The organism is Streptomyces sp. NPDC016677 (genome assembly GCF_055562815.1).
On record NZ_JBVHEO010000001.1, the window covers coordinates 842,363 to 858,544 of the forward strand.

Below are 16,182 nucleotides of genomic sequence, written 5' to 3' on the forward strand. Positions count from 1 at the left end.
TGGCTCTCAGGGCGCGGTCAGTGGACGGAGTGCTCCTCCTGCGGGAACGTTCCGCCCACGACGTCCTCGGCGAACGCCTTCGCCGCGTCGCCCATGACGGTGCGCAGGTCGGCGTACTTCTTCACGAACTTCGGCACCCGGCCGCCGGTCAGCCCGAGCATGTCGGTCCACACCAGCACCTGCGCGTCCGTCTCCGGACCGGCGCCGATGCCGACGGTCGGGATGTGCAGCGTCCGGGTCACCTCGGCGGCCAGCTCGGCCGGCACCAGCTCCAGGACGACCGCGAAGGCGCCCGCGTCCTGCACGGCCTTGGCGTCCCGCAGCAGCTGCTGGGCGGCCTCCTCGCCGCGGCCCTGCACCCGGTAGCCCATGGCGTGCACGGACTGCGGGGTGAGACCGATGTGCGCCATCACGGGGATGCCGGAGTCGACGAGCAGGCGGATCTGCTCGTGCGACCGCTCCCCGCCCTCCAGCTTGACCGCGCCCGCGCCCGCCTCCTTCACCAGCCGGGTCGCCGAGCGCAGCGCCTGCACCGGGCCCTCCTGGTACGAGCCGAAGGGCAGGTCGGCGACGATCAGGGCCCGGCTGGTGCCCCGGACCACGGCGGCCGACAGCATGGTCATCTCGTCGAGGGTGACGGGGACGGTGGTGTCGTAGCCCAGGTGACAGTTGCCCGCCGAGTCGCCGACCAGCATGACCGGGATGCCGGCCTCGTCGAACACGGACGCGGTCATCGCGTCGTACGCGGTGAGCATGGGCCACTTCTCGCCGCGCTCCTTGGCCAGCGCGATGTCCCGGACGGTGATGCGGCGGGTGCCCTTGCCCCCGTACAGCGCCTTGCTGCTGCCGTCGGAGGGCCTGTTGTTCGGTGCGTTCTGGGCAGCCGAGAGCTGCGTCATGGCAACGGCTCCTTCATGTCATCTCGAGGCGCCCTGACGGCGTCCCCGGATCACCTCCATGGTGGCACCTCGTGCCGGTCGGCGGCTAGGGGCCCCGCACCGACTCCCTTGGCGGGGCGCCCGTGGCCCGCCGCGCGCCCCCGCGTGCACATCCCCCTGCCCGTACGGTCCTCGGGGGAGGGCGGGAAGGGCACAGTCGCGTCCCCTAGGGTTGTCGCACGGGGTGACCGTGTGTACAGCAGGCAGTGAGGCGACGAGGGTATGGCGCAGCAGGTTCACGTGGCGGAGACGGACGACGACGGCGCCGGACCGGAGCGCCGTCAGGACCGGCTGCGGCGCCTGCTGGACCGGCTGACCAGGGGCTGGCGCGGGGACCGTCGGATCTGGCGCCGGGGCATCGTCACCGCCGTGGTGGCCGTCTCGCTGGCCTGCGTCCTGGCCGGGCACGCGCGCATCCCGAACGCGGTCGGCAACCTGGGCAGCCTCACCGAGACCTTCCTGCCGTGGTTCGGCCTGCTGATCCCCGTACTGCTGCTGATCGCCCTGGCCCGCAGGTCGGCGACCGCGCTGATCGCGCTGCTGGTCCCGGCCGTGGTGTGGGCCGACCTCTTCGGCGGCCTGCTCACCACCAAGTCCCACGGCGGCGGTGACCTCACGGTGGCCACCCACAACGTCAACGCCGACAACGCCGACCCGGCCGGCACCGCCCGCGCGGTCGCCGCCTCCGGCGCGGACGTGGTGGCGCTGGAGGAACTGCAGGCGTCGAAGGTGCCGACGTACGAGAAGGCGCTGAAGCCGGTGTACGCGTACCACCGGGTCGTCGGCACCGTCGGCCTGTGGAGCAGGTACCCGATGAGCGGTCTCGCCCCCGTCGACATCAAGCTGGGCTGGACCCGTGCGATGCGCGCCACCGTCGCCACCCCGGCCGGCGAGGTGGCCTTCTACGTCGCCCACCTGCCCTCGGTGCGGGTGAAACTGGCGGCCGGGTTCACGGCCCGGCAGCGGGACCGCAGCGCCGACGCGCTGGGGCAGGCCATAGAGCGGGAGACGCTGGACAAGGTCGTCCTGCTCGGTGACCTGAACGGCACGATGAACGACCGCGCGCTCAACGCGGTCACCTCCCAGCTGCGCTCCACGCAGGGCGCGGCGGGGGACGGGTTCGGGTTCAGCTGGCCGGCGTCGTTCCCGATGGCGCGGATCGACCAGATCCTGGTCCGGGGCGTGGAGCCGGAGCGCAGCTGGACCCTGCCGGCGACGGGCAGCGACCACCTGCCGGTGGCGGCGCGTGTGAAGGTCGACACGTCGGGCGACTCCTCGGGGTCCTGAGCGCCCCGAAGGACGGTGTCAGTGCGGGCATCGGCCCGCTGGTCGTCGTCCGTACCTGCCGGCCCTTGTCCGCGCCCGCGTATCGACAGACTTGATGAGGGCATCGATTTCGTTCCTCAGCAGGTCGTGGACCTGGCGTCGCCTGATCTCGTAGCTTTCTGGGCGTCAGCTTCTTTGAGCTTCTCCGACCTGTGGACGGGAGCAATGGGAGAGATAGCCCCGGCGTTTTCGCGCCGTTTCATCGTCACCAGCGTGTCGTCGGACGCGCATATGTGGAACCTCGTTTTCCTGCAGTTGTTGCTGGAGGAAAGAGGAGGGGAGGTGATCAACCTCGGTGCGTGCGTCCCGGACGAGGTGATCCTCGCCGCGTGCCGTGAACACCGCCCTGACGCCCTGGTCGTGAGCACCGTCAACGGTCACGGTCACCTCGACGGGCTCCGGCTTATCGAGCAGATCCGCAGCGATTCCGAATTGGCCGGTCTGCGCGTGGTCATCGGTGGAAAACTCGGTATCCGCGGAGCCGAGAACGCACGGTTCGGCGCCGAACTCGTGGCTGCTGGATTCGACGCCGCATTCGAGGCGGATGCCGGGATAGCCGAATTCGACGCTTTTCTCGGTACGTTGGAAAAGCGTCCCGCTCGTGAACTCGCGATGGCGGCCCAGGGAAGTCTGTCATGAAGGCCGTGCAGTCGGCCGTCGCCCCGGCGTCCGGCCGTTTCTCCCGCTTTGTCAGGCGCAGCAGCCAAGAGGGGCGCCTGGTGGTGCAGCCGCGCATGGGGTTCGCCGACACGGCGACCATGCGCCGGGGTCTTGAGGCCGTACGGGGTGTGCACGGTGCGTCCGTCGGGACGGTCACCGTCGACAGCTACACCCGGGTCAACGACCACGCCTCCGCCCGCCGGGCGCTGGAGCGGGGGGACGACCTCAACGGATATCCGGTCGTGGCCCATGGCGAGGAGGAGACCCGGCGGCTGCTGGAAGGCGTGGCCGACGACGACTTCCCGGTCCAGTTCCGGCACGGTTCCGCCCTGCCGCGGGAGCTGTTCGGCACGCTGGCCCGCGTGGGCGCCGACGCCACCGAGGGCGGTCCGGTGTCGTACTGCCTGCCGTACAGCCGGGTACCGCTGCCGCGGGCCACCGCGGCCTGGGCCGAGTGCTGCCGGATCCTGGCGGACCGGCCGGAGCCGATGCACCTGGAGAGCTTCGGCGGCTGCATGCTCGGTCAGCTGTGCCCGCCCAGCCTGCTGATCGCGCTGAGCGTGCTGGAGGGGATGTTCTTCCGCGAGCACGGCATGCGGAGCATCTCGGTCAGTTACGCGCAACAGACCAGCCCGCAGCAGGACTTGGAGGCACTGGCCGCGCTGCGCCGGCTGGCCGCGCAGTGGCTGGGTGACGACGTGGACTGGCACGTGGTGCTCTACACGTACATGGGCGTCTTCCCGAGAACACCGGTGGGCGCCTACCGGATGCTGGAGGACAGTGTCCGCCTCGCGGTGCGCAGCGGCACCGAGCGGCTGATCGTGAAGACCGCGGTGGAGGCGTACCGGATCCCGACCATAGAGGAGAACGTGGACGCCCTGGAGTTCGCCGCCGCCGTGGAGACCGACGAGCGGCGCCGGGCGCCGGCCGGGGGCGTGGTCCAGCAGACCGGCATCTATGAGGAGGCGCTGCGGCTGATCACATCGACGCTGCGCTTCGGCGACGACGTCGGATCGGCGCTGGTGGGCGCCTTCGCCCACGGGCACCTGGACGTGCCGTACTGCCTGCACCAGGACAATGCCAACCGCTCGCGGGCCGCCATCGACCCGAAGGGCACCCTGCGCTGGTCCGATCCCGGTGCGATGCCCGTGGCCGCCTCGGACGGTCACGGCACCGCCGAGGTGACCGCGCGTTCGCTGATCGACATGCTGGGCTACAACGAGCGCCGGTTCGACCGCGAGCAGCTGGTCGGCGCGGCGACGAGGGGGATGCTGTGACGACCATGGAGTACCGGACCGCCACGACGCTGGACGCCGTGCGCTCGCGGGGCGCCGTAAGGGCGGTGGTCAGCCAGGGAATCCGGGGCCTGTCCCTGCCGGTGGGACACGGCGCGTGGAGCGGGCTCGACGCGGACATCGCCCGCGCGGTGGCCGCGGCGGCGCTCGGCGACGCCGGTGCCGTGGAGTGGCTGCCGACGGACCCGGGGGAGCGGCTGACCCGGCTCACGTCGGGCGGGGCGGACATCACCACCTGCAACCTGACGTGGACCCTCGGGCGCGAGGCATCCGAACCCGTCCTGTTCGCCGGCGTCACCTGCTACGACGGGGAAGGCTTCCTCGTCCGGGCAGCGGACCGGATATCCAGTCCGGAACAGCTCGCCGGCCAACGGCTCGCCACCCAGGCGGGCACCACGACCGCGGGCAACCTGGCCGCCTGGTTCGGGGCGCGCGGCCTCGAGGTCGAGCCCGTGGCCTACGCCACCCCTGCCGAGGCACTGGCCGGTTACGCGGACGGTACGTGCGCGGCCTACGTCCTGGACCGCATCGCCCTGGCCGGCGCACGGGCCACGCTGCCCCGCCCGGCGGACCACATCGTGCTGGAGACCGCCATCTCCCGTGAACCCATGGCCCTCGCCGTCCGGGACGACGACCCGGCCTGGTTCCGGGTGTGCCGGTGGGTGCTGCAGTTCCTCCTCGGCGCGGAGAACGCCGTACGGGAGGGCGGATCGGCGCGGGCTGCCGCGGACCTGGCCGGCCGGCACGGACCCGCGCTCGGCCTGGACGAGACATGGGCCCACCGCATCCTCGATGCCGTCGGCACCTACGGCGACGTCTACGAGCGCAACCTCGGACCGTCCTCCGGCCTGGACGTCGGCCGCGGCGCGAATGCCCTGTGGACCGCTGGCGGGCTGCACTACCCGCTGCCCCTGAACTGACGTTTCGCCTGGTCACGCGGGCTCATCGACAGCCTTGATGCGGGCATCGATTTCGTTCCCCAGCAGCGCGTGGACCGGCCCCCGCCGGAGCTCGTAGCTTCGTTGTATCAGCTCGGAACAGCCCCGGCACCCCCGGACCTTCCTCCCAGAACAGGAGTATGACATGAGCACCTCAGAAATGTCCGCGCGTCAGGAGACACGCGGCGCGGTCGAACTCACGGCGGCCATGCTGCTGTCCGGCACCCTCGGCGTCTTCGTCGTCGAGTCCGGCGCCTCGCCGTTCAACGTGGTCTTCTTCCGGTGCGTGTTCGGCACCCTCTTCCTCGGCCTGTACTGCCTGGCCCGCGGCTTCTTCAAGAATCACAACTTCACCCCGAAGAAGCTGGGCCTGGCCGCGCTCGGCGGTGTGTTCATCGTCTTCAACTGGGCGTTCCTGTTCGAGTCCTACGACAAGACGTCCATCTCGGTGGCGACCGTCGTCTACCACACACAGCCGTTCTTCGTGGTGCTGCTCGGGGCCGTGCTCTTCAAGGACCGCATCACCGCGCACAAGGCGAGCTGGCTGTTCGTCGCCTTCCTCGGGCTCGTCCTCGTCGCGGGCGTCTCCACGTCCGACCTCTCAAGTGGCACCGCCTACCTGACCGGTCTCGGCTACGCCCTGCTGGCCGCCCTCTTCTACGGCCTGTCCACGATCATCACCAAGCGCGTGACCGGGGTGAAGCCCCACCTGGTCGCCCTGGTCCAGGTGACGCTGGGCATCCCGCTGCTGCTGCCCTTCACCCAGCTCGGCCAGAGCGCGCACTTCGGCAGCGGCTGGGTCTGGCTCGCCGGCCTCGGCTTCATCCACACCGGCGTCATGTACGTGCTGATGTACTCGTCGTACCAGAAGCTGCCCACCTCGAAGATCGCCGTGCTGGCCTTCGTCTACCCGGCCGCCGCCATGGTCTGCGACTGGGCCGTCTACGGACACCACATCAGCTGGACCCAGGCGCTGGGCATCCCCCTCATCGTGGCCGCCTCCCTGGGCATCAACCTCGGCTGGCGCCCCCGGCTGCGCTCCGCCGCCGCTCCGGACGCCCCGGCCGCGGCCGCACAGCCGGTCGCCGCGTCCGGCAAGCGCACCACCGCCTGAACACCGCGAACACCCACCGCCCGCGCCCCAGGCGCACCCCACCCGAGAGGAGCCTCTCCCATGCCCCGTGTCACCGATCCGACCGCACCGTCCATCGCCCTGGTCGGCGCCACCGGAGTCGTCGGCACCACCCTCCTGAAGCTCATCGAGGAGCGCGGCTTCCGCTACCGCGACCTGCAACTCGTCGCCTCCGCCCGCTCGGCCGGCCGTGAGACAGCCGTCGAGGGCCACCCCTGCCGCGTACAGGACCTGGACGGCTTCGACTTCGCCGGCGTCGACGTCGCCTTCTTCTCCGCCGGCGCCCGCGTGAGCAAGACGTTCGTGCCCAAGGCCGTCGCCCAGGGCGCCCTCGTCATCGACAACACCAGCGCCTTCCGGATGGACCCCGACACCCCGCTGGTCGTCCCCCAGGTCAACGCCCACGAACTGGACGAACGCCCCGCGAGCGGCGTCATCGCCAACCCGAACTGCTCCACCATCCCGCTGGTCCGGCTGCTCAAGCCCGTCCAGGAGCGCTGGGGCATACGGCAGGCCGTGGTCAGCACCTACCAGGCGGCGTCCGGCGCCGGCTACTCCGGCATCGAGGAACTGCGGGCCGGCACCCGCTCCGTCCTCGAGGACCCCGACAGCGCCGGCGTGAGCGGAACCTTCAGCCCGTCCCTCGCCTTCGACGTCATCCCGAGCATCGACCGCCTCCTGGACAGCGGCTTCACCTTCGAGGAGCAGAAGATGCTCCAGGAGTCCCGCAAGATACTCGGGCTGCCGCACCTGGACGTCACCACGACCTGTGTGCGCGTCCCCGTGGCCAACAGTCATTCCGAGGCCGCGTGGATCGAGTGCCACAACCCGGTCGACCGGGCTGAACTGGTCCGGCTGCTGGCGGAGCAGGACGAGGTGACCGTCCACGATCTGGAGACCCCGGGTGCGTTCCCCACCCCGCGCACCGCGGGCGACCCGAACCGGGTCCACGTCGGCCGCGTCCGCGTCTCCGCCCAGAACCCGCGCGGCTTCTGGCTGTGGCTCGTCGCCGACAACGTCCGCATCGGCGCCGCCCTCAACGCGCTGCAGATCGCCGAGGCGCTCACCCTGCGAGGTGTGTTGTGACCGCACCCGCCGTCCTGAAGTTCGGGGGTTCCACCTTCCCCGCCCCCACTGCCTACGCCGACCTCGCCGCCGCCCTGAGCCGGCGGGTCGAGGAGGAGCGGTCGCTGGCCGTCGTCGTCAGCGCCATGCCCGGCGAGACGGAGAAGCTGCGCGGCTTGCTGCATGAGGTCAACCCACAGCCGGAGGACGCCACCGGCGCCGGGCTCCTGACCCTCGCCGACACCGTCAGCGCCCACCTCCTGGCCGCCGCACTGCACCGCGTCGGCGTCACCGCCACGGTGCTCGCCGGCCACCAGCAGGGCCTCGTCACCGACGACACGTTCATGTGGGCCAAGGTGGCGCGGCTGGACGACGGACCGCTGCGGCGAGCCCTGGACGAGCACCAGGTCGTCATCGTGCCCGGCGGCCAGGCGGCGGACCAGTACGGACGCCCCACCTGGCTCGGCAAGAACAGCTCCGACCTGTCCGCCGTCCTGGTCGCCGCTGCACTCGGCGCCGACTGCGTCGAGATCCACTCCGACGTCGACGGCATCTACAGCGCCGACCCCAACCAGGTCGCCGGAGCCCGTCTGCTGCCCGACGTCACCTACGACACCGCCGCGCTCATGTCCCTGTACGGTGCCAAGGTCCTGCACCGCCGGTCGGTGCGGACCGCCCGGCAGCACGGCATCACCTTGGTCTGCCGCCACAACCGCGCCCCCTTCACCGCTGGCACGGTCATCAGCAACAAGGGCGGGCCGACCGCCGGCGTCGTGGCCAACACCCGGTCCAAGGTCGTCGCCTACGCCACCGCGGCCCAGGCCGACCTGGCGCACAGCGTCTTCCACACCGAGGGCATCGACACCGTACGGCTGGAGGACGGACCGTACCTCGTGATCGTCGGCGGCTACCTCGACATCGACCGCTTCCAGCGCGTGCACGACCTGCCCGAGGCCCGGGTCGTGGGCATCCCGGTCACCGAGATCACCGGCAGCCGGGCCACCACCCACATCGCCGCCGACCCTGACGAGGCCCGGCATCTCGCGCAGAAACTCCACGAGGCCCTGCCCGAGCCCGCCACCGCGATCCGCGCCCTGTAGACCCGCCCACCCGCGAAGCCGACCGCCAGAAGTCGACCGCCAGAAGCCAACCGCCAGAAGCCAACCGCCAGAAGCCAACTGTCAGAAACCAACTGCCAGAAGCCAACTGCCAGAAGCCGACTGCCAGAAAACAACCGTAAGAAGGGGAATGTTCACGATGACCGCGACCACCGTCGAGACCGGCACCCGCGCCCCGCGCACCCTCGGCCTGATCGAGCTGCCCGACGCAGTCCGGGACGCCATCGGACGAGACCTGGCCGCCGAGCCCGATCCGACCCTGGACATCGACCGCGCCATGGCGCGCTACCACCAGATCTTCGCCACCCTGCCGCTCGAACTGCTGCAGCAGATACTCGACTTCGGCCGTCACAACGACACCCCCGGTGTCGGCTACGTCCGCAACCTCCCCGTCGACGCCCAGCTGCCCGCGACTCCGGCGAACGGCGGCCCGGCCGCCGACAAGGAGACCTTCGTGGCAGAAGGCGTCCTGCTCGGCCTGTCCGGCCTGCTCGGCGAGCCGGTCGGCTTCCTCACCGAGAAGAAGGGGCAGCTCGTCCACGACGTCATTCCGGTCGAGGGCGGCGCGATGACCCAGACCAACCAGGGCTCGAGCGTCTTCCTCAACTTCCACAACGACATCGTCCACGACACCATCGGCCGCTACGACGTCAGCAACCCCGACTTCCTCGTTCTCAGCTGCCTGCGCGCCGACCACGAGGGCGTCGCCGCGACCCACTACGCGGACGCTCGGGACATCGTCCGCGCCCTCGACTCCCGCACCCTGGAGCTGCTGCGCAGCCCCCTGTTCCGGCTCAACGCCCCCGGCAGTTACATCCGCGACGTGGCCGGCGGCGGCGAGGTCCTCTCCGACCCGGTCGCCATGATCAACGGGCCCGAACAGTTCCCGGAGATCTCCTCCTCCGCCAACGGCGTACGCGCCATGACCACTGCCGGCGAGGCCGCGCTGGACCGCCTCCAGGCCGCCTGCCGAGAGACCGCCCACCAGGTCTTCCTCCGGCCCGGCGAGGCCCTCCTGATCAACAACCGCAAGGGCCTGCACGCCCGCACCCCGTTCACCGCACGCTACGACGGTGCCGACCGCTGGCTCCAGCGGACGTACGTGCGCCGCAGCCAGTGGACGATCCGCTACCGGCAGACCGACGGCAGCCGCCGCGTCCACTACTGATCCGCCACCGCCCGCCGCTGATCCGCCGAGTGGGGGCGGGGTGTCCCGGCACCCCGCCCCCACTTCGAACGCGCCTACGAGGAGGAACCCTCATGGACGTCATGACCGCCGTACTCAGTCGTCGCAGCGCGCGCCGGCTGGTCGAACCCGCCCCGGACGACCAGGAGTTCGCCTATCTGCTCCGGGCCGCCGCCACCGCTCCGGACCACGGCCGGATCCGGCCGTGGCGGTGGATACTGGTGCGCGGCGAAGGACGTGCCGCCCTGGGCCGCTGCTTCGCCGACGACATCCCGGCGCCTCAGGCGGAGCGGGACCGGACCGAGGCCAAGGCGCGTCGCGCGCCGCTGCTGGCCACGCTGGTGTTCGCCCCGGCCGTCGATCACCGGGTGCCCGAGTGGGAGCAACTGGCCGCCACCAGCGCGATGACCGGGTCCCTGATGCTCCTGCTGCACGCCCGAGGCTTCGGCAGCATCTGGCGTACCGGCCCCTTCACCGAGTCCTCCAGCGCCCGCCGCCTGCTGGGCCTCGGGCCGGACGAACGCCTGCTGGGCTGGCTGTACATCGGCACACCGCAAGAGGCACAACCGCACAGACGCCGAACGCCGGAAGACGTCACCGGGCGGATCTCCGTCTTCGCCCCCGAACCGGCGGCCGTATGAGGTCCGATGCCGGGGCGTGCGTCAGCCCGTCTTCGCCATCGGCGTCTCCTCCCGCATGAGGCGCACCGCCTGGTCGATGAACAGCTTCAGTTCCCGCGAAAGCCGTCTGCCGCTGCGCCAGGCCAGCTGTGTGTGCACGGAGAACGGGATGTCCCAGGACAGCGTTGTCAGCTCGCCCTTCTCCAGTTCCGCGGTCACGGTCACCTCGGGCAGCAAGGAGATCCCCAGCCCGGACAGCACGCCCCGCTTGATCGCCTCGATGGTGCCGAACTCCAGGAACGGCATCGTCTCCGTGCCCCGCAGCTCCGCCTCGAACAGATCGCGGTACGCGCAGCCCGCCTCGGTCGCCAGTATCGACGCCGCCCGGAGATCGTCGAGCGACAAGTTCTCCCGCCCCGCCAGCGGGTGCCCGGGGGTGGCGACGAGCACCAGTGGCTCCTGGGCCAGTATCACGGTCTCCAGGCCCTGGTGCCGGGTCTCCTGCTCCATCAGGAAGCCGATGTCGAAGGTGCCCTGGCGCAGCGCGTGGCAGGTCTCGGCGCACAGGCTCGGCCTGAGCGACAGCTGCACCTTCGGATAGCGGTGGTGGAATAACTCCAGCAGTGGTGGCATGCGGTACGAGGTGATGCTCTCCATCGTGCCGACCACCAGGGTCCCCGACGGACCGTTCCCACCGGTGACGTCCGCACGCGCCGCCTCGGTCAGCCCCAGGATCTGTTCGGCGTACTCCAGCAGCTTCTCCCCCGCGGGCGTCAGCCGGATCCTCCCGCCGAGCCGGTCGAAGAGTTCCACTCCTAGCGAGGTCTCCAGCGCGCGGATCTGCGTCGTCACACTCGACTGTGCGTAGCTGAGCTCCTCCGCGGCACGTGTGAAGCTCAGCAGTGTCGCGACCTTCTGAAATGTCATTAGGTGACGGAACTCCACCTTTATCCCCTTCGGTTGAACGTTTTGGCGAGAAAATGATGCCTTCGGTGAAGGGCTCCGCGCAGCGCTAACAAAGAGGACAAAACTACAGACGGAGACTAACTGCCACGTAGGGTAATGTGATATCCGTCACCCGTTGTCCGGGTCGCCGCCGCACGGTCACGCGGCCGCCCAGGTGCCGTGACCGGCGGCAGGGCGAGGTGCGGGGCGACGCCGGGTCAGGTGTGGTTGCACTCTTTGCCCCGCAGCGCGCGATCCACTCCCGCCAGCCGCCGAGCCCGGGCCCGCCGTACCGATGCCGCGGCACCGCTTCGTCCATCATGAAGCCGCACAGTGGTGCGGAGCGCCGGTCGAAGATCTCCTGCCGTGTCAGCCGTGCGGCAACCTGCTGCTCGATCGTCCGGGGCTGCGAATTCCCGCCGAAGGCCCGGACCACCCCGTTCGGGGGCGGCGTCACGCCGCGCGCCACGTACCCGAAGCTGCACCGCGCGTAGAGCCGTAGGTCGTCGGCGCGTCACCGCTGGTCACGTTGCGCCGCACCGACGGGGCCGTGATCGGCGTGATGGCCAAAGCCGGCATCCCCGCCGGTGCCGCCTTCGAGATGTGCTTCATCTCCACGCCCCGAGGTGCCCGTCCCGCCCGCCGCCTGTCCGGCTGGACGCGTGGGGCATCCCGTACGGCACCGGGTCCCACGACGACATCGTGCCGGTCGTCGCCGTGCCGGCCGCCAACGCCGTCCGGCGCGGCCACGTCCCCGGCCGGGACCTCCGCCTCCGCCTCCCACGCGACCGCCGACGGCCGCGCCGTACGCGTCGAGGTCACCGACACCCGCGACGAGCGCCTCCCTCGCCGGCCCTCCGCCCCGGACGCCACGGGCGCCGGCGAGTCCGGCCGCGGCCGCTCCTCGCAGCGCACCTGGCCGCCCACCTCGGACAGGCCGGTGTCACATGTCCACGTACCCGTACACCCGGTCGAACCGCCCCGCCGCCAGATCCCCCCGCCGGATCAGCCAGCTGACGACGCCCGAGTCCAGCTCCCGCACCTCCTGCGGGCAGCGCCAGGTCGCCAGCAGGGCCCAGTCGGCGGCGTCCTCCGGTTCCTCGTCCCGCGCGATGAAGAGAGGGTCGTCGTTGCGGACGACCGGGTGGCCGCCGAGGGCGAAGGTCCAGGTGGGCCAGGAGCCGCCCACCTGGGTCCAGGCGTCCTCCAGTTCCTCGGCGATCTCGTACTGCTCGTCGTCCGCGTCCTCCCACCGCGCCTCGGTGAAGGCGTCCGTGTCGACGGGGGACAGGTGCTGCCACATCCGGCGCAGTTCCTGCGGCTCGAACGGGCCGTGATCACAATCCGTGCGACGGGTGGCCGTCGGTGTCCCGGCGGGGACGTGGAGCACCGCGTCGCTCCTCCGGCCCCGGAAGTCCAGGGCCGGGTCGGCGAAGAAGAGCAGGTGGCCGTCGGCGGGCAGGGGGAGCCCGGCGGTGTCCGGCGGGAGGAGCGCGCAGTCGACGGAGGCGACCAGCGGGTAGGCGGGGGCGGGGACGTCCTCGGGCAGCGACGGGTGGCCGCCCATGCTCACCAGCGGCGGCCCGTCGCCGTCCGGTGCGAAGAACGCGCCGGGCAGCAGGCCCCGTATCCACTCCTCCGCGTCCTGTGCCGGCAGCCCCCGGGACACCGCCTCCACACGGAAACGCTCGACCCGGTCCGTGTTCCAGTCATCGATCATGGGCGACACCCTAGGGGCTGTCGTCCAAGGCCCGCCTGCCGCGCGACGCCTGGCACGCGCGGCCCGCCCTACGGGCGGACGACCGGAATGTGACGACAGCCCCTAGGGGCGCCGTCCGGGCAACGGCAGCAGAAGACGGAAGGCCGGGACGGCGACCGCCGCGACGATCAGGTGCATGACCATCAGGGCGATGACGCCGCCCCAGCTGGTGCCGGGTTCGTCGGAGGTGCCGAGGAGGATGTCGGGGACGAAGGTGATGAGGAGGATCACCGGTATCCACGTGCGCAGCACCCGCGCGGGGTGGGCCGAGCGGGCCCGGACCAGGGCCCAGCCCCCGGCGCCGGCCAGTACGCCGACGACGGTGAGCAGGGCGTAGTCGGACAGGTGGAGCGGCTCGAAGTCGTCGGAGACACCGGCGGCGTGGGCGAGCGCGGCGACGGCGGCGTTGAGGGCGACGGCGACGACGGCGGTGGCCGCCAGGCCGCCGGTCACCACGAGCCCGCCGGGGCGGCGGGCGGAGTCGGCGGGGCGGGCGGTGGTCGGTCCGGTCACGGTGTACTCCTCGGCTCGGCACGGCGTCGCGTCGGCCGCACGGCGTCGCACCGGCCATCGGCTCGGCACGGCGTCGCGCGGGTTCCGTGCGCCGAACGTAACGACTCGTCGCGCTGCGTCGAACCGATCGCCGCGAACCCATCCCGCGCGCACCCCGCGGACGTCCCGAAGGTGCCACCGCCCCGTCGCTGTCACGCCCCCACGTACGCCGCCAAGTGCTCGCCCGTGACCGTGGACCGCGCCGCCACCAGCTCCGCCGGCGTCCCCTCGAACACGACCCGGCCGCCGTCGTGGCCCGCCCCCGGCCCCAGGTCGATGATCCAGTCCGCGTGGGCCATGACCGCCTGGTGGTGCTCGACGACGATGACCGACTTGCCGGAGTCGACCAGGCGGTCGAGGAGGGCGAGGAGCTGCTCGACATCGGCCAGGTGGAGGCCGGTCGTCGGCTCGTCGAGGACGTAGATCCCGCCCTTCTCCGCCATGTGCACCGCCAGCTTCAGCCGCTGCCGTTCGCCGCCGGAGAGGGTGGTGAGCGGCTGGCCGAGGGTGAGGTAGCCGAGACCCACGTCGGAGAGGCGGGTCAGGATCTTGTGGGCGGCCGGCGTGCGGGCCTCGCCCTCGCCGAAGAAGGCCAGCGCCTCGGTCACCGGCATGGCCAGCACCTCGGCGATGTCCCGGCCGCCGAGCCGGTGGACGAGGACGGACGCGTCGTACCGCCGGCCCTCGCACTCCTCGCAGGTCGTGGAGACACCGGCCATCATGCCGAGGTCGGTGTAGACGACGCCGGCGCCGTTGCAGGTGGGGCAGGCACCCTCGGAGTTGGCGCTGAACAGCGCCGGCTTGACCCCGTTGGCCTTGGCGAACGCCTTGCGGATCGGGTCGAGCAGGCCCGTGTACGTCGCCGGATTGCTGCGCCGCGAGCCGCGGATCGGGCTCTGGTCGACCCGGACCACGCCGTCCTCCGAGCGGACCGAGCCGTGCACGAGAGAGCTTTTGCCCGAGCCCGCCACGCCCGTGACCACGCACAGCACGCCGAGCGGGATGTCGACGTCGACGTCCCGCAGGTTGTGGGTGCGCGCGCCGCGGATCTCCAGCGCGCCGGTGGCCTCGCGCACCGACTCCTTCACGGCCGCCCGGTCGTCGAGGTGGCGGCCGGTGAGCGTGCCGCCGGCCCGCAGCCCCTCGACGGTGCCCTCGAAGCAGACTGTGCCGCCGGCCGTACCGGCGCCCGGCCCGAGGTCGACGACGTGGTCGGCGATCGCGATCGTCTCCGGCTTGTGCTCGACCACCAGCACCGTGTTGCCCTTGTCGCGCAGCCGCAGCAGCAGGCCGTTCATCCGCTGGATGTCGTGCGGGTGCAGGCCGACGGTCGGTTCGTCGAAGACGTACGTGACGTCCGTGAGGGACGAGCCCAGGTGGCGGATCATCTTGACGCGCTGCGCCTCGCCGCCGGACAGGGTGCCCGAGGGGCGGTCCAGGGAGAGGTAGCCGAGGCCGATCTCCGTGAAGGAGTCCAGGGAGTGCTGGAGCGCGGTCAGCAGCGGCGTCACCGAGGGGTCCTTCAGCCCGCGCGCCCACTCGGCGAGGTCGCGGATCTCCATCGCGCAGGCGTCCGCGATCGAGACGCCGTCGATCTTCGAGGCCCGGACCGCCGGGGTGAGCCGGGTGCCGTCGCAGTCGGGGCAGGTCCCGGTCGTCGTCGCCCGCAGGACGAACGCGCGGATGTGCGGCTGGAGCGAGTCGACGTCCTTCGACAGCATCGACTTCTGGATCTTCGGGATCAGACCCTCGTAGGTGAGGTTGACGCCCTCGACCTTGATCTTGGTCGGCTCCTGGTGGAGGAGGGCGTGCAGTTCCTTCTTGGTGAACTCGCGGATCGGCTTGTCCGGCGAGAAGAAGCCGCAGCCCCGGTAGATACGGCCGTACCAGCCGTCCATCGTGTAGCCGGGGATCGTCAGCGCGCCCTCGTTCAGCGACTTGGAGTCGTCGTAGAGCTGGGTGAGGTCGATGTCGGAGACCGTGCCGCGGCCCTCGCAGCGCGTGCACATGCCGCCGGTGCGGTTGAAGGAGACCTTCTCCGTCTTCGTCTTCTCACTGCCCCGGTCGACCGTGAACCCGCCGCTCGCCGACACCGAGGCGACGTTGAAGGAGTACGCGCCGGGCGGGCCGACGTGCGGCTGGGCGAGGCGGCTGAAGAGGATGCGCAGCATCGCGTTGGCGTCGGTGACCGTGCCGACGGTGGAGCGCGGGTCGGCGCCCAGCCGGGACTGGTCGACGATGATCGCGGTGGTCAGACCGTCCAGGACGTCGACCTCCGGGCGGGCCAGCGTCGGCATGAACCCCTGCACGAACGCGCTGTACGTCTCGTTGATCAGCCGCTGCGACTCGGCGGCGACCGTGTCGAACACCAGCGAGCTCTTGCCCGACCCCGAGACCCCGGTGAACACCGTCAGCCGGCGCTTCGGTATCTCGATGCTGACGTCCTTGAGGTTGTTCTCCCGGGCCCCGTGCACCCGGATCAGGTCGTGGCTGTCGGCGACGTGCGCCTCGGACGGGTACGGGTCCGTGCTCGTGGTCATGCGGCTGGTCTCCCCTGTTGTCGTGCGGGCCGGTGCGGGTGCGGATCCTGTGCGGCCACGTGCCTCGGCGCATCGCGCCGGCCGGCCCCCTGCCGGCCCCTCCCCAAA

At 71.2% G+C, this 16,182-nt stretch carries 15 protein-coding genes; 9 read left to right on the top strand and 6 right to left on the bottom strand.

The features are described 5' to 3' along the window. Positions 1–17: 17 nt before the first annotated feature. Positions 18–899 (bottom strand): 3-methyl-2-oxobutanoate hydroxymethyltransferase, encoded by an 882-nt coding sequence (panB, locus tag ACZ3IG_RS03710; RefSeq protein ID WP_467428628.1) that lies wholly within the window; start codon positions 897–899, stop codon positions 18–20. Between the two features lie 261 nt (positions 900–1,160). On the opposite strand from panB, the gene ACZ3IG_RS03715 reads away from it, so the two are divergent. From ACZ3IG_RS03715 to ACZ3IG_RS03755, 9 genes are all read left to right on the top strand, one after another. Beyond that, positions 1,161–2,225, top strand: a complete 1,065-nt coding sequence (locus ACZ3IG_RS03715; protein WP_467428630.1) for an endonuclease/exonuclease/phosphatase family protein — start codon at positions 1,161–1,163, stop codon at positions 2,223–2,225. Positions 2,226–2,246: 21 nt separating this feature from the next. Then, the gene (locus tag ACZ3IG_RS03720; RefSeq protein WP_467428632.1) at positions 2,247–2,903 is read left to right on the top strand and encodes a cobalamin B12-binding domain-containing protein; all 657 of its coding nucleotides are present in this window, start codon (positions 2,247–2,249) and stop codon (positions 2,901–2,903) included. Further along, on the top strand, positions 2,900–4,201 hold the full coding sequence (locus tag ACZ3IG_RS03725; RefSeq protein WP_467428635.1) for a methylaspartate mutase: 1,302 nt from the start codon (positions 2,900–2,902) through the stop codon (positions 4,199–4,201). Before ACZ3IG_RS03720 ends, ACZ3IG_RS03725 begins: the two co-directional genes overlap by 4 nt. 5 nt (positions 4,202–4,206) lie before the next feature. Further along, the gene (locus tag ACZ3IG_RS03730) at positions 4,207–5,139 is read left to right on the top strand and encodes a transporter substrate-binding domain-containing protein (protein WP_467429186.1); all 933 of its coding nucleotides are present in this window, start codon (positions 4,207–4,209) and stop codon (positions 5,137–5,139) included. 163 nt (positions 5,140–5,302) lie between these two features. Beyond that, positions 5,303–6,271 carry a DMT family transporter gene (locus tag ACZ3IG_RS03735; protein WP_467428636.1) on the top strand — a complete coding sequence of 323 codons (969 nt, stop codon included), beginning with the start codon at positions 5,303–5,305 and terminating at the stop codon, positions 6,269–6,271. A gap of 60 nt (positions 6,272–6,331) precedes the next feature. Further along, complete coding sequence (locus ACZ3IG_RS03740; RefSeq protein ID WP_467428638.1) at positions 6,332–7,375, top strand: aspartate-semialdehyde dehydrogenase; 1,044 nt, start codon at positions 6,332–6,334, stop codon at positions 7,373–7,375. Then, the gene (locus ACZ3IG_RS03745; RefSeq protein ID WP_467428640.1) at positions 7,372–8,454 is read left to right on the top strand and encodes an amino acid kinase family protein; all 1,083 of its coding nucleotides are present in this window, start codon (positions 7,372–7,374) and stop codon (positions 8,452–8,454) included. The genes ACZ3IG_RS03740 and ACZ3IG_RS03745 overlap by 4 nt, the downstream gene beginning before the upstream one ends. A 157-nt stretch (positions 8,455–8,611) precedes the next feature. Continuing rightward, on the top strand, positions 8,612–9,640 hold the full coding sequence (locus ACZ3IG_RS03750) for a TauD/TfdA family dioxygenase (protein ID WP_467428641.1): 1,029 nt from the start codon (positions 8,612–8,614) through the stop codon (positions 9,638–9,640). A gap of 92 nt (positions 9,641–9,732) precedes the next feature. Continuing rightward, entirely contained in the window at positions 9,733–10,299 is a 567-nt protein-coding gene (locus tag ACZ3IG_RS03755; RefSeq protein ID WP_467428643.1) for a nitroreductase family protein, read from the top strand. A gap of 21 nt (positions 10,300–10,320) precedes the next feature. Here the strand turns inward: ACZ3IG_RS03755 and ACZ3IG_RS03760 are convergent, their stop codons facing one another. The 5 genes from ACZ3IG_RS03760 to ACZ3IG_RS03780 form a co-directional block, all read right to left on the bottom strand. Beyond that, a complete protein-coding gene (locus tag ACZ3IG_RS03760; RefSeq protein ID WP_467428645.1) occupies positions 10,321–11,205 on the bottom strand; it encodes a LysR family transcriptional regulator in 885 nt (294 codons plus the stop codon). 103 nt (positions 11,206–11,308) lie between these two features. Beyond that, entirely contained in the window at positions 11,309–11,692 is a 384-nt protein-coding gene (locus ACZ3IG_RS03765; RefSeq protein WP_467428646.1) for a Scr1 family TA system antitoxin-like transcriptional regulator, read from the bottom strand. Positions 11,693–12,166: 474 nt separating this feature from the next. Continuing rightward, the gene (locus ACZ3IG_RS03770; protein ID WP_467428648.1) at positions 12,167–12,943 is read right to left on the bottom strand and encodes a DUF1963 domain-containing protein; all 777 of its coding nucleotides are present in this window, start codon (positions 12,941–12,943) and stop codon (positions 12,167–12,169) included. Positions 12,944–13,045: 102 nt separating this feature from the next. Continuing rightward, a complete protein-coding gene (locus tag ACZ3IG_RS03775) occupies positions 13,046–13,495 on the bottom strand; it encodes a DUF6069 family protein (RefSeq protein ID WP_467428650.1) in 450 nt (149 codons plus the stop codon). A gap of 191 nt (positions 13,496–13,686) precedes the next feature. Beyond that, complete coding sequence (locus tag ACZ3IG_RS03780; RefSeq protein ID WP_467428652.1) at positions 13,687–16,074, bottom strand: ATP-binding cassette domain-containing protein; 2,388 nt, start codon at positions 16,072–16,074, stop codon at positions 13,687–13,689. Between the last annotated feature and the right edge of the window lie 108 nt (positions 16,075–16,182).